This window comes from Halomonas sp. 18071143 (assembly GCF_019211725.1).
GTDB lineage: Bacteria > Pseudomonadota > Gammaproteobacteria > Pseudomonadales > Halomonadaceae > Vreelandella > Vreelandella stevensii.
In genome coordinates, this window is sequence record NZ_CP078120.1 from 652,935 (window position 1) to 676,523 (window position 23,589).

Genomic DNA, 23,589 nt, shown 5'->3' on the forward strand with positions numbered 1-23,589 from the left:
GTCAGCCCGAGTTGTCAGAACGCGTTATTCGCCATTCAGTGCCTGAGCGGCTGCCAATACCTCCTCCGCGTGACCGGGGACCTTGACGCCACGCCACGCTTTGGCGAGCTTGCCATCCCGGTCGATCAAAAACGTGCTGCGCTCGACCCCCAGGTGCTCCTTGCCGTACATCTTCTTCAGCTTGATGACGTCAAACAGCTGACAGACCGCTTCGTCCTTGTCCGAAATCAGCGCAAAATTGAAGTCCTGCTTGGCTTTGAAGTTCTCCTGGGCACGCAGGCCGTCTCGAGAAATGCCGATGACCACGGTGTTGGCGGCATCGAAGGCCGCCTTGCGGTCACGAAAGTCGCCGCCTTCGGTGGTACAGCCCGGGGTGCTGGCCTTGGGGTAGAAGAAAATCACCACCTGCTGGCCGCGCAGTTCGGACAGCGTGATGGTGGTGTCGCCAGTGGCGCTGGCCGAAAAGTCGGGAACGGGTTGACCGAGTTCGAGTGACATACAAGCTCCTCACAGATAGGGGTTCGCCAAGATTACACGCATGCGCCGCCGTGCTGTCAAAGCGAATCGTTCTGGTTTGGCCCGGCTCAGTGGTAAACTCTGCGTGCTTTACGCTGTACAGGCTCGAATCGCCTGAGTACCATTTGCTGTTTACAGGCGGGGTCATCGTGTTCCTTCGAGGTATCCGCGCCGCGTCTTTTGCTCGATCATGGGCCATGCCACCCCGCCTGGCCGGGCGAGTTCCACTTTTTTGCAGGTGAGGAAAATACGGATGATCACAGGCAGCATTGTCGCCCTGGCGACCCCGATGAAGGTCAATGGCGACATCGACTGGGAGGCGCTTCGTCGCCTGGTGAACTTCCATCTCGAGAACGGTACCGATGCCATCGTGGCCGCAGGCACTACCGGTGAGCCCACCACCATGTCGTTTGCCGAGCACTTCGATGTGATCCGCAGCGTCGTGGAAGAGGTCAATGGGCGTATCCCGGTCATTGCCGGTACCGGCGCGAATGCTACCTCGGAAGCGGTCGAGCTGGCGCGCTATGCCAGCGAAGTAGGCGCCGATTACTGTCTCTCCGTGTGCCCTTACTACAACAAGCCTACTCAGGAAGGCCTGTACCAGCACTTCAAGGCGGTGGCCAAGGGCAGCAAACTGCCGGTCATCCTCTATAACGTGCCGGGACGTACCTGCTCGGATCTCTACAACGAAACCGTCATTCGCCTGGCCGAGGTGGACAATATCATCGGCCTGAAGGATGCCACCGGGAACCTTGAGCGCGCCGAAGATCTAATCTCTCGCCTGAAGGGCAGCGACTTCATGCTCTACTCCGGTGACGATGCCACGGCCTGTGATTTCATGCTGATGGGTGGCCATGGTGATATTTCGGTCACCGCCAATGTGGCGCCCAGGGCGATGCACGAGCTGTGCGCCGCCGCGGTGGCTGGGGATGCCGACAAGGCGCATCAGATCAATACGCGCCTGATGCCGCTGCATACCAACCTGGGTATCGAGTCCAACCCGATCCCCGTCAAGTGGGCGCTGAATCGCATGGGTTACATGGAGCAGGGCATCCGCCTGCCGCTGACCTGGCTGTCCGAAAAGTACCACGGTACGGTAAACGAAGCGCTGCAACTGGCGGGTTTGATCAAGGAGTAACCCTAGGCGCTGCGAACGCATTTGCTACCCGGTGACGATGTACCTTGCCGGGTAAATGACCTGATGACTGTTAAGGTGGCTTGATGAGCTCTGTGCTAGAAAAACGTGCGCTGAAATGGATTCCGCTGGCGCTGGCTGCAACCGTCACGCTGGCGGGCTGCGCGCGTGACGGGTACTACCACGACCGTAACCTGGACTACACCGAAGCCGCGCCAGCGCCGCCTCTCGTTTTGCCGGAAACGCGCAATACTCAGCGTTATCGGGATGCCATGCCGGTTCCTCAAGCGGGCCTGCAAGGGTCGCGTGTCGATGAAGTCGCGCGTATCGGTCCGCCACCTTCTCTGGCGCTAGGCAGCGGGCTGGAGCCGGAGTACGTCGAGCGGCGTCAGGCGGGTGACCAGGTCTGGCTGGTGGTAGCCGCAGACCCCGGCGCGGTATGGCCTCAGTTGGAGGGGTTCGTGCGCAGTCGCCAACTGGGCGTTCAGGAGAGCAGCGCGACCCAGGGCGTCATCGTGACGCCTCAAGCCACGTTACGCTTGCAGAGCGCCCTGCGTGCCGGCAGCAGCGAAGTGCGCTGCGAGCAGGGTGGACAGAGCGTCGAGAGCTGTGTGGCGGCGCTGGAGCAGTACCTCGGTGCGCGTAGCGCAACGGCCAGCGCTTCCTCCTGGACTGCGCAACGCCTTGCCAGCGAGCAAACGCTGCAAATGCGTCAGCAGGGCGATGAGTGGGAGGTCCTGATTCCGCAGCCCATCGAGCGCGTCTGGGCCGAAATGAACCACTACCTGGCGCTGGATTTCACCCAGGAAGGCCAGCGTGATCTGCTGGAAGCCTCGGCTGACGACTACGAGTTCCTGGTCGAATACATGACCCAGACCGAGCGTGGACGTAACCCGCTGCAGATCGTGTTCAGCCAGGACGTGCGCCGCATGTCCCAGAATATTCGCCTCGTGCTCCAGCCGGAGGGCAACCAGACCGTGCTGCGTGCCGTCAATGCCAGCGAGCGTGGATTCAGTGCAGATGACCAGCGCGAGTTGCTCGAGCGTGTCTCCGGCTACTTACGTTAACTCTTAGACCTTGATTTTAGACGGAGCCCCCATGGAAAAGCGCCAGGAACTCTATGCCGGTAAGGCAAAATCCGTATACACCACCGACGACCCTGACTTGCTGGTACTGCATTTTCGTGACGATACCAGTGCCTTCGATGGCAAGAAGAAAGAGGCGCTCGCCCGTAAAGGCATGGTGAACAACATCTTCAATGCCTACATCATGCAGCGCCTGGAAGAGGGCGGCATCCCCACCCACTTCGAGCAGCAGATTTCCGACACCGAAAGTCTGGTCAAGAAGATGGAGATGATTCCCGTCGAGTGTGTCGTGCGTAACATTGCTGCGGGTGGGCTGGTGAAGCGTCTGGGCGTGGAAGAGGGCATTGCGCTCAATCCGCCTACCTTCGAGCTGTTCCTGAAGAACGACGAGAAGGGCGACCCGATGATCAACGAGTCGCTGGCCGAAACCTTTGGCTGGGCCACGCCGGAACAGCTGAGCAAGATGAAGGCGCTCACCTTCAAGGTGAACCACATCCTCAAGCAGCTGTTCGCCGAAGGCGATATGCTGCTGGTGGACTACAAGCTGGAGTTCGGCCTCTTCAAGGGTGAGGTCGTGCTGGGTGACGAGTTCTCCCCGGACGGCTGCCGCCTGTGGGATGCCAATACCCGTGAGAAGCTCGATAAGGATCGCTTCCGTCAAGGGTTGGGCGGGGTCATCGAGGCCTATGAAGAAGTCGGCCGTCGCCTGGGTATCACCTTCCCCGCCTGATCCGTCAGGCTTGCCATGGGGCCGCTCGCTGGCGCCATGGTCACTTGCGGTCTTCGGGCTCTATCGCCACCACCTCCAGGGTGGTGGCGTCGTTTTCGGCGGCGGTCAGCGCCCGAAAGCGCACATCGACATTGCGCAGGCGCACCCCGTAAAGACGTTCGGCCTGTCCGCCCCGCTGATAAGCAGGGCGGGGGTCCTGGCCCAGCACCTGCTCGATCAGCGCCCGCAGCGACGCGCCATCCTGGCGTAGGGATAGCACGCCGTGAGCCTCTGGCGAGAACACCACGGCCACCGTCTCCGGCGGTTGAGGGGCAAACCCCGCCTGGGCGCTGGGAATGGCCTCTGCCCAGGGCAGGTATGGCTTGATGTCCACCACGGGGGTGCCGCTGACCAGATCGCAGCCCGCCAGGTGAAGCGTCACGCCGGGCCCGGTCTCGATACCGGAGAGCGCGACCAGCGACAGCCCCAGCCGGTTAGGGCGATGGGTGCTGCGGCTGGCGAAGACGCCCACTTTGCGATTCCCCCCCAGCCGAGGCGGGCGTACCAGGGGCGACCAGCGTTCGGGGCTTTGGTGAAAGATGAACGATAGCCACAGGTGGCTGAAGTCTTCCAACCCGCGTACGGTCAGTGGGTCGTCGAAAGGGTGGGCCAGTACCAGGCGCGCATGGGCTGCCGGGGCCAAGCCAGGCTGGCGAGGCACGCCAAACTTGTCCGGGTAGTCGCTGATGATATGGCCAATGGGCGTGATCGAAAACGGCCCGTGGCCCCGAGAATCGTGCATGGCACTCCCTTTTGCGTGTCAGCGCGCTTGTGCATGGTGGCATGGCGACGCACGCTCGATGAATTCAAGCTCGGCTGGCACGGGTTGCCCGCCAGGGCGATGAGTATAGACTAGCCAACGGAACCGACACAGCGCTGCGCTTGACGGCCAGCGGTCACCCCATTGAGGCAACGTATGTCCAACATCGACCCTTCTTCACCGGCATCCACGCCAATGGCCCGCGTCACGTATCGCGCGGCGCTGGCCAAGGACGCCGCCGACCAGGCCGAAGTGTTCTATCATGCCGTCATGCAAGGCGCGGCCAACCATTATGGGCTGGCCGAGCGGCGCGCCTGGGCCCATGCGCTGCCCCGTGAAGGCACCGCCTGGGCGGCGCGTCAGGCGCTCTACACGACGCTGGTGGCCGCCTGCGATGGCCGCTGCGTTGGCTTTCTCGAGCTGGACGTGAGCGGTGGGCGCATTGAAACGCTTTACGTCTGGCCGTCGCTGGCGGGGCGTGGCATCGGCACCACGCTGTTGATCCATGCCGAGCGCATTCTGCTGGAACATGGCGTGGCGCAAGTGGAAATCGAGGCCAGCCGGATGCTGCTCGAACGACTGCAGCGCCGTGGCTACGATAACCTCGGCGAGCAGTGGGTCGAGCGCAGTGGTGAGATGCTCCAGCGCTACCGGCTGGTCAAGCAGCTCAGCGCGGTGGAAACCTGACGATCAAACGTTGAAGGTTTGAGTGATGCGCATCGACAGATCGACGGAGGCCACATCCTTGGTGAGGGCGCCGCTGGAAATGCAGTCCACGCCGGTGTCCGCAATGGCTTTCAGCGTCGAGTCATCGACGTTGCCGGAGGCTTCCAGGGTGGCGCGACCCCCATTGATCTCTACCGCTACGTGCAGGTCTTCGATGTCGAAGTTGTCCAGCATGACGATATCGGCGCCCGCCGCCAGCGCCTGGTCCAGCTCTTCGAAGGTTTCGACTTCCACTTCCACCGGTACGTCGCTGGCCAGCTTGCGGGCCTGCGCCACGGCGGCCTGAATGCCACCACAGGCCGCGATGTGATTCTCCTTGATCAAGAAGGCATCCCACAGGCCCAGGCGGTGATTATGGCCACCGCCGCAGGTGACCGCGTACTTTTGTGCCAGGCGTAGCCCCGGCAGCGTTTTGCGGGTGTCCAGCAGGCGCACACTGGTACCCTCGATCAAGTCCACGTAGCGGCGGGTGGCGGTGGCCGTGGCAGACAGCGTCTGCAGAATGTTCAGCGCGGCGCGCTCGCCGGTCAGCAGGCTGCGGGCGGGGCCTTCTAGTTCCAGAAAGCAGTGCTGGGCCTCCAGCAACTCGCCATCGCTGGCCTGCCAGCGTAGCGTGACGCGCTCGTCCAGACAGCGGAAAATTTCCTCGACCCAGGCAACGCCACAGAGGACCGCCGGTTCGCGGGTAATCACCTTGGCGGTGGCCCACTGGTTTTCAGGGATCAGCTGTGCGGTGATGTCCCCGGTGCCCAGGTCTTCCGCCAGCCAGCGGGGAACGCAGGTGCGAATCTCTTCATCAAGCGCGGTTTGATAATGCATAGCAGTGGGTTCTCGAAGCGTGATCTTGGGTGAAAGGCATTATAGTGAAACACAACGCGAACGTAGAGGAGCAAGTCAGCCGAATGAACCAGCTCGCATCCCAGGGCCAGTGGGCCAAGGCTCGGCAGGTCGTGTCACCCAACCAGGATGCGCGGCCCGAGCAGGAAGTGTCGCTGCTGTTGCTTCACGCGATCAGCCTGCCCCCCGGGCAGTTCTCGGGTCACGCCGTCGAGGCGCTGTTCACCAATCGGCTGGTGCCCGACGAGCACCCCTTCTTCGCTACGATTGCGCACCTGCGGGTGTCGGCGCACCTGCTGATTCGCCGCGATGGCGAGTGCGTTCAGTTCGTCGACATCGACCAGCGCGCCTGGCACGCCGGGCAATCGCGCTGGTGGGACCCGGCTGAACAGGCGTGGCGGACACGCTTGAACGACTTCTCCGTAGGAATCGAGCTGGAGGGCGATGACCAGACGCCGTTCAGCGAGGCGCAGTATGTGGCGCTTGCCGAGGCCACGCACTGGCTGATGGCGCGTTACCCGGCGCTGACCGCTGAGCGGATCACCAGTCATGCTCATGTGGCCCCCTTGCGCAAGACCGACCCGGGGCCCGCCTTCGACTGGGCCTATTTCCGCCAGCGCCTGTTTCCGCCAGCGCTTGATGGCGCCCACCCAATAGACGGTTAAACGGGGCAAATAAGTGGTTCTTTTAGCAACAAATGAAACGGTAGTTTGGTTACAGGAAGGTATCCTAAGTCGTAGCGACCAAGGTCCTATAAAGCGCTTATGTTGCAGTGCAATAGTTTGTTTTCGATGGCTTTTTGCGGCGTGCCGCAATTGGCAGCGTGACGACTTTGCGGTATCTTCGCATATACAAAAGGCTAATTTTTACCAAAAAACTGTAGCTTAACTACATTCATGAAAGCGTAGCTCATTGAATGTAGGGTGAAAATCCCCTGCTCGATGCATCGCGTCGGCTATTCACAGGCCTGTGGTGGCCACACACCGCAGCCGCCCCAGGCCCGAAGGGTTGGCGGGGCTCATTGTCATTTATCGTCATTCGGAGAGACCTCTATGAGTCTGGAGACAAGAGAAGATCTCGATCCGGTCGAAACCACGGAGTGGCTGGAATCCCTGGAATCGGTGCTGGATCGTGAGGGCGAAGATCGCGCCCGCTACCTGATGACCCGCTTGGCGGATCGCCTGCGCCGGGACGGGATGAAGGTGCCCTTCTCGGTGACAACCCCCCACCGCAACACGATACCGGTTCATCGCGAAGCCCCGATGCCTGGCGATCTGTTCATGGAGCGTCGTATTCGCTCCCTGATCCGTTACAACGCCATTGCTCAGGTCATTCGTAACAACCGTGCCAATCCTGGGCTGGGTGGTCACATTGCAAGTTTCATGTCGTCGGCCACGCTGTACGATGTGGGCTTCAACCACTTCTTCCGCGCCCCCAAGGGGGACTTCGAAGGCGACCTGATCTATATCCAGGGCCACGTGGCACCGGGTATCTACGCGCGTTCCTACCTGGAGGGCCGTCTGACCGAAGAGCAGATGGACAAGTTCCGCCGTGAAGTGGATGGTGACGGCCTGTCGTCTTACCCCCACCCCTGGCTGATGCCGGACTACTGGCAGTTCCCCACGGTATCCATGGGCCTTGGCCCGATCCAGGCCATCTATCAGGCTCACGTGATGAAGTATCTGCATCACCGTGAACTGAAAGACATGAAAGACCGCAAGATCTGGTGCTTCATGGGCGACGGCGAGTGCGACGAGCCGGAATCGCTGGGTGCCATCTCGCTGGCTGGCCGCGAGAACCTGGACAACCTGATCTTCGTCATCAACTGCAACCTGCAGCGTCTGGACGGCCCGGTACGCGGCAACTCCCGCGTCATGGACGAGTTCGAAGGCGTCTTCCGCGGTGCCGGCTGGAACGTCATCAAGGTGGTGTGGGGTCGTCACTGGGATCCGCTGTTCGAGAAGGACAAGAAAGGCATCCTTCAGAAGCGCATGGACGAAGCGGTCGACGGCGAGTACCAGAACTACAAGGCCAACGGTGGCTCCTATACCCGCGAGCATTTCTTCGGCAAGTACCCGGAAACCGAAGCGATGGTCAAGGATCTCTCCGACGAGGATATCTGGAAGCTCAACCGTGGCGGTCACGACCCGTTCAAGGTCTATGCGGCCTATCACGAAGCGGTCAACACCACCAACGGCAAGCCCACGGTGATCCTGGCGCATACCGTCAAGGGTTACGGTATGGGTAGCGGCGATGGCGAAGCGGCCAACGAAGCGCACCAGGTCAAGAGCATGGAATACGAAGCGCTGAAGAAATTCCGCGACCGCTTCGGCATTCCGCTGACCGACGAACAGCTCAAGGAAGTCCCGTACTACAAGCCGGAAGAAGACTCTCCCGAACTCAAGTACATGCACCTGCAGCGCGAGCGTCTCAACGGCTACCTGCCGAGCCGCCGCAGCGATTTCGAAGCGCTGGAAATCCCCAGCCTGGAAGACAAGACGTTTGCTTCCCAGATGGGCGGTTCCAAAGGCCGCGAAATCTCTACCACCATGGCTTTCGTGCGTATCCTGAACGGCCTGGTGAAGGACAAGCAGCTGGGCAAGCAGGTCGTACCGATCATCCCCGACGAAGCGCGTACCTTCGGTATGGAAGGCATGTTCCGTCAGCTGGGTATCTACACCTCGGAAGGTCAGAAGTACGAGCCGGTCGATAAAGGCCAGATCATGTACTACCGCGAGGACCAGAAAGGTCAGGTTCTCGAAGAGGGTATTTCCGAAGCTGGCGCCATGTCCGCGTGGATTGCGGCCGCTACTTCCTACAGCAACAACAACGTCACGCTGCTGCCGTTCTACATCTACTACTCGATGTTCGGCTTCCAGCGTATCGGTGATCTGGCCTGGGCCGCAGGCGACCTGCAGGCACGCGGCTTCATGGTCGGCGGTACCGCCGGGCGCACCACGCTGAACGGCGAAGGTCTGCAGCACCAGGATGGCCACAGCCTGATCCAGGCATCTACCATCCCCAACTGCCGCAGCTACGACCCGACCTATGCTCACGAAGTCTCGGTCATCGTGCAGGATGGTCTGAAGCGCATGTTCACGGACAAAGAGAACTGCTTCTACTACCTCACCGTCATGAACGAGAACTACGAGCACCCCGAGCTCGAGAACGTCCCCGCCGACGATATCGTCAAAGGCATGTATCTGCTCAAGGAGACTCAGGGCGACAAGGGCCGCGTTCAGTTGCTGGGGTCGGGCACCATCCTGCGTGAAGTCGAAGCCGCTGCCGAGCTGCTGGCCAACGACTGGGGTATCGGGGCCGATATCTGGAGCGTCACCAGCTTCAACGAGCTGCGCCGCGAAGCGCTGCTGCTGGAGCGCGAAGCCTTCCTGAACCCGGACGCCGAGGCCAGCAAGCCTCACGTGACCCAGTGCCTGGAAGGTCGTGATGGCCCGGTGATTGCCTCTACCGACTACATGAAGCTGTATGCGGACCAGGTACGCGCCTGGGTACCCAACGACTACACCGTGTTGGGCACCGATGGCTTTGGCCGTTCCGATACCCGCGAGAAGCTGCGCTACTTCTTCGAAGTGGATCGCTACTTCGTGACCGTTGCGGCGCTGCGCGCGCTGGCCGATCGCGGTGAGATTGATCGCAAGCACGTTGGCGAAGCGCTGAAGAAGTACGGCATCGATGCCAACAAGCCGAACCCGCTGACCAGCTAAACCGCTGCCCGGCGGGCCACTGCCCGCCGGCTCGATCCGATTTGGAAGGAGCGCGACCTTGAGTAGCGAAATCATCAAAGTTCCCGATATCGGTGGCGATACCGATGTCGAAATCATCGAGATTGCGGTGTCAGAAGGCGACGTCATTGAAGCGGAAGACACCCTGATCACTCTGGAATCCGACAAAGCCAGCATGGATGTACCGGCCCCGAAAGGCGGCAAGGTGGTCAAAGTGTTGGTGAAAGAGGGCGACAAGGTCTCCGAAGGCGACGACATCGTCGAGCTGGAAGTGGAAGGTAGCGGCGATGCCGAACCGGAAGCAAAAGCTGACAGCGCCGCCGAGGAAGCCCCCGCGCCCAAGCAGGAAGAGGCCCCTGCACCGGCAGCGAAAAAAGCCAGCGGTGGCAAGCAGACCGTTGACATCAAGGTGCCTGACCTGGGTGGTTCCGACAACGTCGAGATCATCGAAGTGGCCGTTGGCGAAGGCGACGACGTCAACGCCGAAGACACGCTGATCACGCTGGAGTCAGACAAGGCTTCCATGGACGTGCCCAGCCCGCATAGCGGGAAAATCGTCTCCTTGACCGTCAAGGAAGGCGATACCGTGTCGGAAGGCGATGTCATCGGCAAGATGGAAATCGCCGGTGGCGATGACGCTGCCGACGAAGAGCCTGCCAAGGCCGAACAGCCTGCCCCTGCCAGCGAGCCCGCCGAAGAAGAAGCGGCTGAAGAAGAGAGTGGCAGCGGTGAGCCAGAGCGCAAGGAGATCCGCGTGCCGGATCTTTCCGGCTCTGCAGACGTGCCCATCATCGAGATGGGTGTGTCGGTAGGCGACGAAGTCGACGTCGAAGACCCGCTGATCACGCTGGAGTCCGACAAGGCTTCCATGGATGTGCCCAGCCCTTACAAGGGCAAACTCGTCGAGCTGACAGTCAAGGAGGGCGATACCGTCTCCGAAGGCGACGTGATTGGCTACATGGAAGTGGCGGGCGCCAGGAAGGCCGCGCCGAAGAAAGCGGCGCCTGAAAAGGCAGCGCAAAGCAGTGCCAGCCCGGCCAGCGCCAAGCCTGCGGCCAGTGGCGGCACGCCGAGCCCAGAAGCGCAAATGGCAGCACACAAGCCCCGTGACGGCAAGCTGGTACATGCTGGCCCGGCGGTACGCATGCTGGCCCGCGAACTGGGTGTCGACCTGGGGCTGGTGAAGCCCAGCGGCCCGAAAGAGCGCGTGCTCAAGGAAGACGTGCAGGCCTACGTCAAGCAGGTGTTGGCCAACCAGGGCAGCGCCCAGGCCGCCGCACCGGCAGCGTCAGGTGGCGCGGGTATTCCTGCCGTGCCGGAAGTCGACTTCAGCCAGTTCGGTGAAGTGGAAGAGAAGCCGATGGGCCGCCTGCTCAAGATGGGCGCGACCAATCTGCATCGCAGCTGGCTCAACGTGCCTCACGTCACCCAGTTCGACGAAGCCGATATCACCGAGCTGGAAGACTTCCGCAAGGCGATGAAGGCCGAGGCCGAAGCCCAGGGGGCGAAGCTCACGCCGCTGCCATTTTTGGTCAAGGCGTGCGCCTTTGCTCTGCGCAAGTACCCGCAGTTCAACGTCAGCCTGAAAGGCGACGGCGATACGCTGGTCTGGAAGAAGTACGTGCATATCGGTATCGCGGTGGATACGCCGGATGGCCTGATGGTGCCCGTACTGCGCGATGCCGACAAGAAGTCCTTGATCGAGATCGCCAAGGAAATGGCAGAGCTGGGCAAGAAAGCGCAGACCAAGAAGCTCAAGCGCGACGAGATGACCGGTGGCTGCTTCACCATTTCGAGCCTGGGCTCGATCGGTGGCACGGCCTTCACGCCTATCGTCAATGCGCCTGAAGTGGCGATCCTGGGCGTGTCGAAAGCGCAAATGAAGCCGGTGTGGGATGGCAGTGCCTTCCAGCCGCGCTTGATGATGCCGCTGTCGCTCTCCTATGACCACCGGGCGATCAACGGTGCCGATGCGGCACGCTTCACTGCCTTCCTGGCAGACGTGCTCACCGATATCCGTCGTCTGTTGCTGTAATCAGACCACGAGCAAGCCACAAGCGGCGCCCCTATGGGCGCCGCTTGTGTTTCTGTGGCGTCAGCAGAAAACCAGCGTGACCAAAGTACTAGCCATCGCCACTTTGCTGTTTTCGCTTGAAAAAACGCAAAATAATCGGCCTTTCAGGCTTTTGGGGAGTTGTGTCGCCTGAACGGCACGGTTATTGTCGATTCATTGATTTATTCGATCACCACCAATCAAGTACGAACATTCAAGGAGCAGTGCCATGCGTTTAATCCTGTTGGGTGCCCCCGGCGCGGGGAAGGGGACTCAAGCTCAGTTTATTTGTGAGCAGTTCAAGATTCCCCAAATTTCCACCGGGGATATGCTGCGCACCGCCATCAAGGACGGCACTGAGCTGGGACTCAAGGTCAAGGAGATCATGAACAGTGGTGGGCTGGTGTCCGACGAAATCATCATCGACCTGGTCAAGGAGCGCATCAGCCAGCCGGACTGCGCCAACGGTTTCCTGTTTGACGGGTTCCCCCGCACCATTCCCCAGGCCGATGCCATGAAAGAAGGCGGCGTGAAGCTCGATCACGTGCTGGAAATCGCCGTGCCGGACGAAGAGATCGTCAGCCGCCTGGCCGGACGTCGCGTTCACCCCGCCTCGGGCCGTGTCTACCACATCGACCACAATCCGCCCAAAGAGCCGGGCAAGGACGATGTCACCGGGGAAGCCCTGATCCAGCGGGAAGACGATCAGGAGTCTACCGTGCGCAACCGCCTGTCGGTGTACCACGACCAAACGGCTCCGCTGGTGGACTACTACCAGCAGTGGGCCAAAGAGGACCCGGCCGCTGCACCCCAGTACCACCGTGTGGAAGGAGTGGGCAGCGTGGCCGATATCACCCGCCAGGTGAAAGAAGCGCTGAACTGAGCCTGGTAACAGACTGCTCGACTGACGATGGCCCGCAGGTTTCCTGCGGGCCATCGTCGTCAAGGCCGCCAGACGGTATACTGGCGGCCTATTTTTTTCGGAGTGCCACACGGTTATGTCGTCGCGATATCTTCTGGCATTGGATGCCTCCTCCAGTGCCTGCTCTGCCGCGCTGCTGCGTCAGGAGAGTGATCAGTCCGAGTGCCTGGCGCGTTACGAAATGACGCCGCGCGCCCATACCAAACGCTTGATGCCGATGGTCGACGAGCTGCTGGCTACTGCTGCCATTGCGCCTGGGCAGCTGGACGCCGTCGCGTTTGGCCGTGGGCCGGGCTCATTTACCGGCCTGCGCATTGCCGCCGGAGCGGCCCAGGGGTTGGCCTTCGGCCTGGAGCGCCCGCTGCTGGGTATCTCTACCCTGGAAGCGCTGGCCCTGCAGGTGCATCGCCGTTATCACTTTCGCCATGTGGTGACCGCGCTGGATGCCCGAATGGGTGAAATTTATGTGGCCAGCTGGCACTGCCTGAACGACGTGGTCAGCCCGCAAAGCGAGGAGCGTGTGCTGGCTCCAGGCGCTTTTAGACTGCCATCCGACGAAGCCGACTGGGTCGGAGTCGGCTCGGGCTTTGCGCTTTGGGACGCTTTCGATGTGGGAGTGCATGTGGGCATGACCCAGCACCTCAGCGACGACCTGGAGCCGCGCGCCGAAGAGATGGCCTGGCTGGCCGCGCGGGACCTGGACGCAGGGTTGGGTGTCGCCGCCCATGAAGCGCAGCCCGTCTACCTGCGTAACGACGTGGCCTGGAAAAAGCCGGCATGAGCTCGGCGCGCCCACCGATAGCGCTGCCCGCGGGGCTGACGCTGGAAGAGCGCGATGGCCGATTGGCGCTGGTCGGTGACGAGCGCCAGTACGGCAAGCCCTTGAGCGTCGATTTCGTGTCCGGCAAGGCGGCCCATCGGCGTCAGTTCGGCGGTGGGCGCGGCCAGCTGGTGGCCAAGGCGTGCGGGCTTTCCAAAGGCGTGACGCCGAGCATCGTGGACGCCACGGCAGGGCTCGGGCGTGACGCGTTCGTGTTGGCCAGCCTGGGCGCCGAGGTGCTGATGGTCGAGCGCGTGCAGGCCATTGCCGCACTGCTGGAGGATGGCCTGGCCCGGGCGGCCAGGGACGCCGAGACGGCGCCCATCACCGCGCGCATGCAGCTGCGTCATGGGGATGCCTGTGAGGCGCTGGCGGCGCTGGTGGCCAGCGCCGAGTTCACCCCGCAGGTCGTGCACCTGGATCCCATGTTTCCCCATCGCGAGAAATCGGCGCTGGTGAAGAAGGAAATGCGCCTGTTTCGTGAACTGGCCGGGGAGGACGATGACGCCCCGCGCCTGCTGGAAGCGGCGCTGACGGTGGCCACTCACCGGGTGGTGGTCAAGCGCCCCCGTAAAGCGCCGCCTATTGCTGGCCCTGCGCCGCAGCATACAATCGAAGGCAAAACCAGCCGCTATGACCTGTACGTTCACCGCTCCTTGAGCCGCTGAGGCGGTCTGCAGGCATGGCGCAAGAGAAGGAGTCTCTATGCAGTACGCGTGGCGAGAAGGTAACCGTGTGGCGCTTCTGCCGGAAGCATCGCGCTTTCTGCCAGCCATGTTCGACGCCGTCCATCAGGCCCAGCACTATGTTTTCGTAGAGCTTTATCTGATGGAGTCGGGGGCGTTGGCCGACCAGATGATCGATGTGCTGGTGGCTGCGGCCGAGCGTGGCGTGCAGGTGTATGTACTGCTGGATGGCTATGGCGCCATGGGGCTGAAGCGCGAGGATCGTGAACGGCTGCAGGAGGCAGGTGTAGCCTTGCAGCTGTTCAATCCGATTGGCTTCCACTCGCTGGCACGCAACCTGAGCCGTGACCATCGCAAGATCGTGGTGGTGGATGGCGAGGTAGCCTTCACGGGCGGGTTTGGCGCGGTGGATGAATTCCTGGAGGCCTGGTACGAAATCGCCGCCCGGGTCCAAGGGCCCGTGGTGGCCGATTGGGAGGCGCTGTTTCGTCGCTTGTGGCGCTCACGGCTGACCCGCTATGCGTCCCCGCAAGGGCCGCGCCTGGCGCTGCCGGAAGCGCGAGTGGCCGAGCCTTATGATGCCGGCGTCAGTGGCCGCGTGATGTCGGGCCGTGGCTATCGCTACCAGGCCATTCGGCACTCACTCTACGCGCGGGTCCACCAATCTCGCCAACGACTGTGGCTATGTACGCCCTATTTCGTGCCGACCTTTTCGCTGCGTCGGCGGCTGGTGCGCGCGGCCCGGCGCGGGGTGGACGTTCGCCTGCTGCTGCCCGGTGCCAAGCATGATCACCCTGGGGTGCGTTACGCAGGCCAGCGCTTTTATCACAGCCTGCTGAAGGCGGGCGTGCGTATCTTCGAGTTCCAACCCACGTTCATTCATGCCAAGTTTGCTCTGGCAGACGACTGGGTGAGCCTGGGCTCCTGCAACTTTGACCACTGGAACCTGCACTGGAACCTGGAGGCCAATCAGGAGGTGGAAGATGCTGCCTTCGCCAACGACGTGCGCGAGCTGTTCGAGCGCAATTTTGCTGCCAGTGACGAGGTGGATGCCCAGGCCTGGGCCGCGCGGCCCTGGTGGCAGCGCGCCCGGGAGTGGGTGTATGGCGCGCTGGATGGCCTGGTGACGCGGCTCAAGTAGCGGCTACTTGCGCTTTTTGCCCTTGGCAGGGGTTTTCTTGCGGGGCTTGGGTTTGGGCGTTTCCGGGGGCACGCGGTAGTGCAGGTACAGGTCGAGCACCAGTTCGGGCAGCTGGGCCACCAGCGCTTCCTGATTGGCCTGGTCGCTGGCCATCTCGGCCATGTCGGGTTCGTCGTCAAACAGACCCGAGAGCAGCATGAAGGGCAGCAGCAGGGTGGCTGCAGCCTCTTCGTCTTCCTGGAACCAGGCGCTTTCGTCGCTGAACACGCCTTCCATGAAGCCTGCGCACCAGTCGCCGATGGGCGTCTCTTCGGCGGGCAGGCCATCCAGGGTCAGCTCGAAGGGCAGCTCCGGCAGGCCGCCTTGCTCCAGCACCGCCATGGCGTTATCACGCAGCAGGCAGAGGAGGTGCGTGACCTCATCGCGTTCGGCGTCGTCCTGGTAGTTGGGCTCGCCCTGAAAGAGCTCGGCAAGCCACGTGTCGCGGGGCTGTTCGCTGGGTGCCACGGCCAGGGCCACCAGAAAGCCATGGGCCGAAATCAGGTCCAGGGCATCTTCGCCCACGCGGTCCGAATCGAGAAAGTCGTCCAGCCTGTCCAGCTGCTCATCTTCCAGCAGCGGCTGGGGTGGCACGCTGTCGGAAGCGGTTGCGGGGGGCTCGTTGTTGCGCTCTGCCATGAAAAGCCTCATCGGGTATCTTGAATCGAACAACATCTTGACGGTTAGTTTATCACTAATGAACACCACACCACTGCCTTCCTGGCCTGTTGATGAGCTAGAAGCGTTGTCACCACCCGCGCTGGCTTCCGCCGCCCGTGAACGGGTCGCGGAAGCGCTGGCCCGCTGCCGGGAAGTGTATCCGACGCTACCTACTCCCGGCGTCTGGTTCGACCTGAAGGGCGCAGGGGCTGGGCAGGCCCACTGGGGCCGGCAAGGGCTGCGCTTCAATCCCGTGCTGATGGCGGCCAACCGCATGGCTTTCTTCGACGAGGTGATCCCCCATGAAATGGCCCACTGGCTGGTCTTTCACTTGGCCAACGGCACCCGTTTGAAACCCCATGGCCGGGAGTGGCAGACCGTCATGCGTGACCTGTTTGGGCTGGAACCCCGGGTTACCCACCGTTTCGATATCGGGCAAGCGCAGTCGCGGCCCTACCGCTACCAGTGCGCCTGCCAGACCCACGCTTTTACGGCCAGACGTCATGCCTTAGTGGTAAAAGGGCAGCGATATCGCTGCCGACATTGTCATCAGACCTTGGTCTACAGTACTTGATGAATCCCGGAAATATGTTTTAAGTGTATGTTTTTTAAAATAAAAATGTTAATACCAATGTCTAAGGGGAAGCCGTCATCGGGAGGTTTATGCTAGGTAAAGATTAGCCGGGTCGGTGCCACCAATAACAAGACCGACACAACTTCCACGAGAGTGCATTTTCACGGACAGAGGCAATTTCATGAGCGAGCATCAGAACGTCTATCCAGTGCGCGATAGCATCGCAGCCAAGGCATGGGCCGACAAAGACAAGTATGCGGCAATGTATCAGCAGTCCATGGAGGACCCTGAAGGCTTCTGGGCCGAGCAAGCCAAGCGTCTCGACTGGATCAAGACCCCCAGCAAGATCAAGAATACCTCGTTCGCCCGCGACAACGTCGATATTCGCTGGTTCGAAGACGGCGAGCTGAACGTCAGCGCCAACTGCCTGGACCGCCATTTGGCCACGCGTGGCGACCAGACGGCGATCATCTGGGAAGGCGATGATCCCAGCGAATCCAAACACATCACCTACCGTGAGCTGTACGAGCGTACCAACCAGCTGGCCAATGGCCTGAAATCGCTGGGCATTCAGAAAGGCGATACGGTCACGCTGTATATGCCGATGATTCCCGAGGCCGCCATGGCCATGCTGGCCTGTGCGCGGATTGGCGCGGTGCACTCGGTGGTCTTTGGTGGCTTCTCCCCGGACGCCGTGGCTCAGCGAGTGATTGGCGCGGACTCCAAGCTGGTGATCACCGCCGATGAGTCGGTGCGCGGTGGCAAGCATGTGCCGCTGAAAGAGAACGTCGACTCGGCGCTGACCCGTGACGGCACCGACGTGTGCAAGAACGTGCTGGTCGTCAAACGCACCGGAGGCGATATCGACTGGCAGGCAGGCCGTGACCTGTGGTTCGACGAGCTGGTCGATCAGCAGTCGACCGAGTGCCCGGCGGAGCCCATGAACGCAGAAGATCCGCTGTTCATTCTGTATACCTCAGGCTCTACCGGCGCGCCGAAAGGGCTGAAGCATACCACTGGCGGCTACCTGACCTATGCCGCCATGACCCACCAATATATCTTCGACTACCAGGAAGGCGAGATCTACTGGTGTACCGCCGACGTGGGCTGGGTCACCGGGCATAGCTATATCGTGTACGGGCCGCTGGCCAACGGCGCCACGACGCTGATGTTCGAAGGCGTGCCCAGCTATCCGACCCATGGCCGGATGGGCGACATCGTCGACAAGCACCAGGTCAACATCCTCTATACCGCGCCGACCGCCGTCCGTGCGCTGATGGCCCATGGCGATGGCGTGATGGATTCCAGCAAGCGCGACTCGCTGCGCCTGCTGGGCTCGGTGGGTGAGCCGATCAACCCGGAAGCCTGGGAGTGGTTCTACCGGGTCATCGGCAACGAGAAGTGTCCCATCGTGGATACCTGGTGGCAGACCGAGACGGGCGGCATCATGATTGCGCCGCTGCCGGGGGCTACCGACCTCAAGCCGGGCTCGGCCACGACGCCGTTCTTCGGGGTCAAGCCCGCACTGGTGGACAACGAGGGCCAGACCCTGGAAGGGGCCAGCGAGGGCAACCTGGTGATTCTCGACTCCTGGCCGGGGCAGGCGCGCTCCATCTGGGGTGATCACGAGCGCTTCGTGCAAACCTACTTCTCCACCTACGACGGCATGTACTTCACCGGTGACGGCTGCCGCCGCGACGAGGACGGCTACTACTGGATCACCGGCCGTGTGGACGACGTGCTCAACGTCTCTGGCCACCGCATGGGCACCGCCGAAATCGAGTCGTCGCTGGTCGCTCATTCCGCCGTGGCCGAGGCCGCCGTGGTGGGCTTCCCCCATGACATCAAGGGGCAGGGCATCTATATCTACGTGACCTTGAACGATGGCATGGACCCCACCGACGAACTGAAGAAAGAGCTGACCCAGTGGGTGCGTAAGGATATCGGCCCCATTGCGTCGCCGGATGTCATCCAGTGGGCGCCGGGGCTGCCCAAGACCCGTTCGGGCAAGATCATGCGCCGCATCCTGCGCAAGATCGCGGCCAACGAGTGTGATGGGCTGGGCGATACCAGTACGCTGGCAGACCCGTCGGTGGTCGATGACCTGATCGAACATCGTGCCAACCAGTAAGGGAAGCACCCCCATGAATCGTCTTGTGGGGGCTGTTTTCAATGACCAGCGTCACGCCTGGATTTATTAAATCAGGGCAAACTGCGTTAGTCTGTCGCGGTGCCGGCCATGAGCCGGCACCGCTGTTTCTGTTTGAATGACGTTCCAATGACAAATTGTGCATGTGATGCTTGGGCATGATGAAGCCCATGGGGTACCATGCCTCAACCGTATGAGCCTAGCGTCGCGGCGGCAGGCAACCCCGCTGCTCGAGGAACCGGAGGAAAATCCATGGCAGTAGCCCATAAGTTTATCGTCGCTGACGACCATCCGCTGTTTCGCGCAGCGCTTACCCAAGCGTTGCGCCAGTTGGCCCCCCAGGCCGAGATCGTCGAAGCCGACACCATGGAAGCCACCACAGAGGTCGTCAACCGACATCCCGATGCGGATTTGATCCTGCTGGATCTGCACATGCCGGGAGCCCACGGCTTTTCGGGGTTGATTCAGCTGCGCGGGCAGATGCCCGATATTCCCGTTGCCGTGGTGTCCGGCAGCGATGAGCCTTACGTGGTGCGGCGCGCCATCGACTACGGGGCGTCCGGGTTCATCCCCAAATCCTCCTCACTGCAGCTGATTGCCGAAGCCGTGGGCGAAATTCTGCAGGGGGAAGTCTGGTTGCCTGAAGCGCTGGCCAACGTATTGGAAGAGACCAGCGAAGAGGAGTCGCGTTTTGCCGAAGCGATTGCGTCGCTGACTCCCCAGCAGTTCCGGGTATTGAACATGCTCACCGAAGGTCTGCTCAACAAGCAGATTGCCTATGAGCTGAATGTCTCGGAAGCCACGATCAAGGCGCACGTCACGGCAATTCTGCGCAAGCTGGGCGTTCACTCGCGCACCCAGGCGGTCATCGCCGCGCAAAAGCTGGAAGTGGAGCCGCCCAAAGTCGAGTCCTGATCGCGACGGTAGGCAACCAAAACGCCGCGCCTGGAATTCTCCAGGCGCGGCGTTTTGTTAGCTATGGCTTTGTCAGGGGCAGGGTCAGAGTTTGGCCCGACTGGCCTGCAGGGTGCGTGTCAGCAGAGCACGCAGGGCGGCGGGTTTCACGGGTTTCAGGAGCATGTGGTACCCCGCCCGCTTGATCTCCTCGGCCACGGTTTCGGTGCGGTCAGCGGTGATCACGATGCCCGGCACGGCCCCTTCGAAGCGCTCGCTGAGGGCTTCCAGAGCCATCAGGCCGGTGACTTCGTTATCCAGATGGTAATCCGCCAGAATGGCATCCGGGTCGCCATCCATGTTGCGCAGAATCGACTTGGCCCCTCCGATGCTGGTGGCGGTGAAGACCTCACAGCCCCAGCCGTTCAGCATGGCGGTCATGCCCTCCAGAATCAGGGTTTCATTGTCGATACAGACGATGCGGGTGCCCGCCAGCTTGTTGCCACTGCGGCGATGGCCAGCCTCTTGCTCTATCGGCGCCATCTCCTTGGCCGCCACGATGGGCACGCTCACCGAAAAGACCGTCCCGACGCCTTCCCAGGAGCGTACCTTGATGGGGTGGTCCAGCACGCGACTCATGCGGTCGGCGATGGACAGTCCCAGCCCCAGCCCTTTTTCGCTCTCCTTGTGACGCGACACCTGATCGAGACGACGAAACTCCTGGAAAATCTCGGTGAGCTTGGACTCGGGAATGCCGGGGCCGCTATCCCATACCTCGATCAGCAGCCGTTCGCCCTGGCGGCGGCAGCCCAGCAGCACGCGCCCTTCCTGAGTGTAGCGAATGGCGTTGGAGAGGAAGTTCTGTACGATACGGCGCAGCATTTGCGGGTCAGAGTCGACCCACTTCTGGGTGGGGACGACGTCCAGGTCCAGACCGCGGTCGTCGGCCATGACTTCGAACTCGGCCCGCAGCGGGCGGAAGATGTCGGCTAGCGCGAAGTGGCTGCGGCGTGGGGTCAGCGCGCCCGCATCCAGCTTGGAGATATCCAGCAGCGTACCCAGCAGCTCTTCGGCGGCCTGAAGCGAGTTGTCGATATGCCCAATGGTGCGCTGGGTATCGCTGGCGGTGACGTTTTGCATCAGCGCCGAGGTAAACAGGCGCGCAGCGTTCAGCGGCTGCAGCAGATCGTGGCTGGCGGCGGCCAAAAAGCGCGTTTTCGAGGCGTTGGCATCCTCGGCCAGCTGCTTGGCCTGGCGCAGCGCCTGCTCCGCTTCTGCGCGCACCCGGTTCTCCTGGCGCAGAGCGGCGTTGGCCTCTGAAAGCGCCTGGGTGCGCTCCCTGACGCGCTCCTCCAGGGTTTCATTGGTCTCCTTGAGCGCAATCTCGGCCTGGCGGCGTTCGGTAATATCCTGATACAGCGCAAAAAAGCCTAAAATCGACTGGCTGTCGCCAAAGTGGGGCGTATAGGTCACCAGCATGTAGCGCATGGCGTCATTGACGCGCATGGAGACTTCGAAGCTGACACGCTCACCGGCCAGCGTTCGCCGTACCCAGGGCAGCCGCTCTTCGGCCTGCTTGACCGGCAGCACGTCTTCATAGCGACGCCCGATGACCGCGTTACGATCGATGCTGAAGGCCTGCTCGTAGGCGCGGTTGGTGAACAGATAGCGGCTCTCCTTATCGAAGTAGGCAATCAGCGCCGGTACGTTATCGGTGTAGATACGGATATTGTTTTCTGAGCGGATCAGCGCCTCTTCGATACGCTTTTGCTGGGTAATATCCTGATAGGTGTAGACAAAGCCGCCGCCGGGCATCGGGTTGCCCTGTACTTCCAGCACGCTGCCATCCTGGCGGTAGCGCACGTAGCGGTGGGGTTGACCATCGCGAATGTTATCCAGCAGCAGTTGCACGTGCTCTTCCGGGTCGCCAGGGCCGTACTCGCCATTATGGGCGTTGTAACGGAAGATGCGATCCATCGGTGCGCCGACGCGAATGATGTGGTCGGGGAAGCGGAATAGCTCTAAATAGCGCTGGTTCCACACCACCAGCCGCAGGTTCTGGTCGACCACACTGATACCTTGGTTGATGTTTTCGATGGTGGCCTGCAGCAAAGCGCGGTTGAACTCCAGCACCTGGGAGGCTTCATCGACGATGGAGATCACATCGGAAATGCCGATGCCGCGCCCCTGCAGCGCCGAGTTCACCACAATACGGGCCGACGAGGCGCCCAGCACCGATGCCAGGAAGCGTTCGGTGAACTGGATGACGTCGATGGAGGCACGGGTGCCATCGTCCAGCGGTTTGCCCACGCGACGGGCGTAGTCTTCGAAGGCGCGGTCCACCTGGCCTGCACCGAGGAAGCGCTCACACAGTACCTTCAAGTCGCCTACCGTGGTCGCGCCCGTCCAGGGACGGTTCACCGAGGTCTGGCGGGTCTCGACGCTATCGACGAACAGCGACGCCTGAATGCGCTCGACCACGCGCTGGGAGGTGATCTGCGAGACGAAGATATAGCAGAACAGATTGATCCCCAGCGAGAGCATTACCCCGTGGGTGAACGGGTCGCCCAGGTTGAGGCCGAACAGGGCCGTGGGCGAGAGCCACGAGATGCCCAGTGGCCCGCCGAACAGCCATGCCTGGGGCAGCACACCGGCGTTGATCATGGCCGGCATCAGCAGGCTGTAGGCCCAGATGGCAAAGCCGGCATTCATGCCGATGACGACGCCCAGCCGGTTACCACGCTTCCAGTACAGCCCACCGATCAAGGCAGGCGCAAATTGCCCGGCCGCGGCAAACGAGAGCATGCCGATGGAGGCCAGCGAGGTGAACTCGCCAATCAGCTGATAGAAACCGTAGGCCATGGCCAGCACGGCGATGATGGTCAGGCGGCGAGCGCGCAGCACCAGCCGTCCGTAGTCTCGGGCCTTGGTGTCGAACCAGCGCAGTCGGAACAGGGCCGGAATGACGATTTCATTGGAGATCATGATGGACACCGCCACCGCGGCCACGATGACCATGCCGGTGGCTGCGGAAAAGCCGCCAATGAAGGTCAGCAGGGTCAGCCACTGCTGGCCTGAAGCCATGGAGAGCGCCAGCACGTAAGTGTCGGGCTCGACGCCGCTTTCCGAGAACAGCATCAGCCCTGCGGCGGCCAGCGGTACCACGAAGAAGGCAATGGCCAGCAGGTAGAGCGGGAATAGCCAGCGCGACTTGCTGGCGTCGTCCGGGTGAATGTTCTCGACTACCGCTACGTGGAACTGACGTGGCAGGCAGAGGATGGCCAGCATGGCCAGTAGCGTTTGTGCCCAGAAGCTCTGGCCGAAATCCTGGTTGGCCAACTGGCGCTGCAGCTCCAGCTGGCTTTCCGCATGGCCCATCAACTCTCCCAGCCCGCCGAACATGCCCCAGGTGACGAAGGCCCCCAGCACCAGGAAGGCCAGCAGTTTGACCAGTGACTCGAAGGCGACCGCGTGAATCAGCCCCTCATGGTGCTCGGTGGCATCGGTATGGCGTGTGCCAAACAGGATGGCAAAGATCGCCATGACGATAGCCACATAAAACGCCGTATCGGCAAACAGCGGGGTGTGAGTGATGTCCTGTGCATCGGTCAGCACGCTGAAACTGGTCGAGACGGCTTTTAGCTGCAGGGCGATATAGGGCAGCGTACCGATCAGCGCCACCAGGCTGGCAAAGGCGGCCAGCGACTGAGTCTTGCCGTAACGCGACGCAATGAAGTCGGCGATGGAGGTGACGTTCTGGTGCTTGGCAACGCGAATCATCTTGGCCAGTACCGGCCAGAACAGCAGGAACGTCAGAATTGGCCCGACGAAAATGCTGGCAAACGACCAGCCTGCCGTGGCGGCCTGGCCCACCGCGCCGTAAAACGTCCAGGACGTACAGTAAATTGCCAGCGCCAGGCTGTAGATGATGGGGCGGCGGCGGCTGGCGCCATGGGTGCGCGCTCGGCGGTCGCCGTACCAGGCAATGCCGAACAGCACGGCAATATAGAGTAGTGATACGGCTACCAGCAGCCCGCCGTGAAACATGCTTCTCTCCCTGTCTTGTTATCTGCGCCCCAT

19 protein-coding genes are annotated in these 23,589 nt (G+C 61.7%); 14 read left to right on the top strand and 5 right to left on the bottom strand.

Features of this window, described 5'->3' with window-relative positions:
- Nucleotides 1–24: 24 nt before the first annotated feature.
- Nucleotides 25–498, bottom strand: a complete 474-nt coding sequence (locus tag KVY02_RS03180) for a peroxiredoxin (protein ID WP_016916154.1) — start codon at nt 496–498, stop codon at nt 25–27.
- Between the two features lie 271 nt (nt 499–769).
- On the opposite strand from KVY02_RS03180, the gene dapA reads away from it, so the two are divergent.
- From dapA to purC, 3 genes are all read left to right on the top strand, one after another.
- Nucleotides 770–1,654 carry a 4-hydroxy-tetrahydrodipicolinate synthase gene (dapA, locus tag KVY02_RS03185; RefSeq protein WP_016916155.1) on the top strand — a complete coding sequence of 295 codons (885 nt, stop codon included), beginning with the start codon at nt 770–772 and terminating at the stop codon, nt 1,652–1,654.
- Between the two features lie 83 nt (nt 1,655–1,737).
- Nucleotides 1,738–2,718: an outer membrane protein assembly factor BamC gene (locus tag KVY02_RS03190; RefSeq protein ID WP_081136326.1), complete on the top strand. Its 981-nt coding sequence runs from the start codon at nt 1,738–1,740 to the stop codon at nt 2,716–2,718.
- A 31-nt stretch (nt 2,719–2,749) separates the two neighbouring features.
- A complete protein-coding gene (gene purC / locus KVY02_RS03195) occupies nt 2,750–3,466 on the top strand; it encodes a phosphoribosylaminoimidazolesuccinocarboxamide synthase (protein ID WP_016916157.1) in 717 nt (238 codons plus the stop codon).
- 40 nt (nt 3,467–3,506) lie between these two features.
- Here the strand turns inward: purC and tsaA are convergent, their stop codons facing one another.
- On the bottom strand, nt 3,507–4,247 hold the full coding sequence (gene tsaA / locus KVY02_RS03200; protein WP_016916158.1) for a tRNA (N6-threonylcarbamoyladenosine(37)-N6)-methyltransferase TrmO: 741 nt from the start codon (nt 4,245–4,247) through the stop codon (nt 3,507–3,509).
- A 174-nt stretch (nt 4,248–4,421) separates the two neighbouring features.
- Between tsaA and KVY02_RS03205 the strand changes: the two genes are divergently transcribed.
- Nucleotides 4,422–4,952: a GNAT family N-acetyltransferase gene (locus tag KVY02_RS03205; protein WP_218314323.1), complete on the top strand. Its 531-nt coding sequence runs from the start codon at nt 4,422–4,424 to the stop codon at nt 4,950–4,952.
- 3 nt (nt 4,953–4,955) lie between these two features.
- Here KVY02_RS03205 and nadC read toward each other — a convergent pair whose 3' ends face one another.
- A complete protein-coding gene (gene nadC, locus KVY02_RS03210) occupies nt 4,956–5,810 on the bottom strand; it encodes a carboxylating nicotinate-nucleotide diphosphorylase (RefSeq protein WP_016916160.1) in 855 nt (284 codons plus the stop codon).
- Between the two features lie 83 nt (nt 5,811–5,893).
- Between nadC and ampD the strand changes: the two genes are divergently transcribed.
- From ampD to KVY02_RS03245, 7 genes are all read left to right on the top strand, one after another.
- Nucleotides 5,894–6,493, top strand: coding sequence for a 1,6-anhydro-N-acetylmuramyl-L-alanine amidase AmpD (ampD, locus tag KVY02_RS03215; RefSeq protein WP_218314325.1), 600 nt, complete (start codon nt 5,894–5,896; stop codon nt 6,491–6,493).
- A gap of 387 nt (nt 6,494–6,880) precedes the next feature.
- On the top strand, nt 6,881–9,553 hold the full coding sequence (gene aceE, locus KVY02_RS03220; protein WP_100730984.1) for a pyruvate dehydrogenase (acetyl-transferring), homodimeric type: 2,673 nt from the start codon (nt 6,881–6,883) through the stop codon (nt 9,551–9,553).
- Between the two features lie 58 nt (nt 9,554–9,611).
- A complete protein-coding gene (gene aceF, locus KVY02_RS03225; RefSeq protein ID WP_218314328.1) occupies nt 9,612–11,606 on the top strand; it encodes a pyruvate dehydrogenase complex dihydrolipoyllysine-residue acetyltransferase in 1,995 nt (664 codons plus the stop codon).
- Between the two features lie 247 nt (nt 11,607–11,853).
- Complete coding sequence (adk, locus tag KVY02_RS03230; protein WP_016916164.1) at nt 11,854–12,507, top strand: adenylate kinase; 654 nt, start codon at nt 11,854–11,856, stop codon at nt 12,505–12,507.
- 115 nt (nt 12,508–12,622) lie between these two features.
- Entirely contained in the window at nt 12,623–13,327 is a 705-nt protein-coding gene (gene tsaB / locus KVY02_RS03235; RefSeq protein WP_016916165.1) for a tRNA (adenosine(37)-N6)-threonylcarbamoyltransferase complex dimerization subunit type 1 TsaB, read from the top strand.
- Nucleotides 13,324–14,034, top strand: coding sequence for a class I SAM-dependent methyltransferase (locus KVY02_RS03240; protein WP_218314331.1), 711 nt, complete (start codon nt 13,324–13,326; stop codon nt 14,032–14,034). The genes tsaB and KVY02_RS03240 overlap by 4 nt, the downstream gene beginning before the upstream one ends.
- Nucleotides 14,035–14,071: 37 nt before the next feature.
- Entirely contained in the window at nt 14,072–15,193 is a 1,122-nt protein-coding gene (locus KVY02_RS03245; RefSeq protein ID WP_218314335.1) for a phospholipase D-like domain-containing protein, read from the top strand.
- 3 nt (nt 15,194–15,196) lie between these two features.
- Here KVY02_RS03245 and KVY02_RS03250 read toward each other — a convergent pair whose 3' ends face one another.
- Nucleotides 15,197–15,871 (bottom strand): YecA/YgfB family protein, encoded by a 675-nt coding sequence (locus KVY02_RS03250; protein WP_096921457.1) that lies wholly within the window; start codon nt 15,869–15,871, stop codon nt 15,197–15,199.
- Nucleotides 15,872–15,929: 58 nt separating this feature from the next.
- Here KVY02_RS03250 and KVY02_RS03255 point away from each other — a divergent pair, with 58 nt between their 5' ends.
- The 3 genes from KVY02_RS03255 (at nt 15,930) to KVY02_RS03265 (ending at nt 19,530) form a co-directional block, all read left to right on the top strand.
- Nucleotides 15,930–16,466, top strand: a complete 537-nt coding sequence (locus KVY02_RS03255) for a SprT-like domain-containing protein (RefSeq protein ID WP_218314338.1) — start codon at nt 15,930–15,932, stop codon at nt 16,464–16,466.
- Nucleotides 16,467–16,647: 181 nt separating this feature from the next.
- Nucleotides 16,648–18,597 carry an acetate--CoA ligase gene (gene acs, locus KVY02_RS03260; protein ID WP_218314340.1) on the top strand — a complete coding sequence of 650 codons (1,950 nt, stop codon included), beginning with the start codon at nt 16,648–16,650 and terminating at the stop codon, nt 18,595–18,597.
- Between the two features lie 270 nt (nt 18,598–18,867).
- Nucleotides 18,868–19,530 (top strand): LuxR C-terminal-related transcriptional regulator, encoded by a 663-nt coding sequence (locus tag KVY02_RS03265; protein ID WP_016916171.1) that lies wholly within the window; start codon nt 18,868–18,870, stop codon nt 19,528–19,530.
- 84 nt (nt 19,531–19,614) lie between these two features.
- Here the strand turns inward: KVY02_RS03265 and KVY02_RS03270 are convergent, their stop codons facing one another.
- On the bottom strand, nt 19,615–23,556 hold the full coding sequence (locus tag KVY02_RS03270; protein WP_218314343.1) for a NahK/ErcS family hybrid sensor histidine kinase/response regulator: 3,942 nt from the start codon (nt 23,554–23,556) through the stop codon (nt 19,615–19,617).
- Nucleotides 23,557–23,589 lie beyond the last annotated feature (33 nt).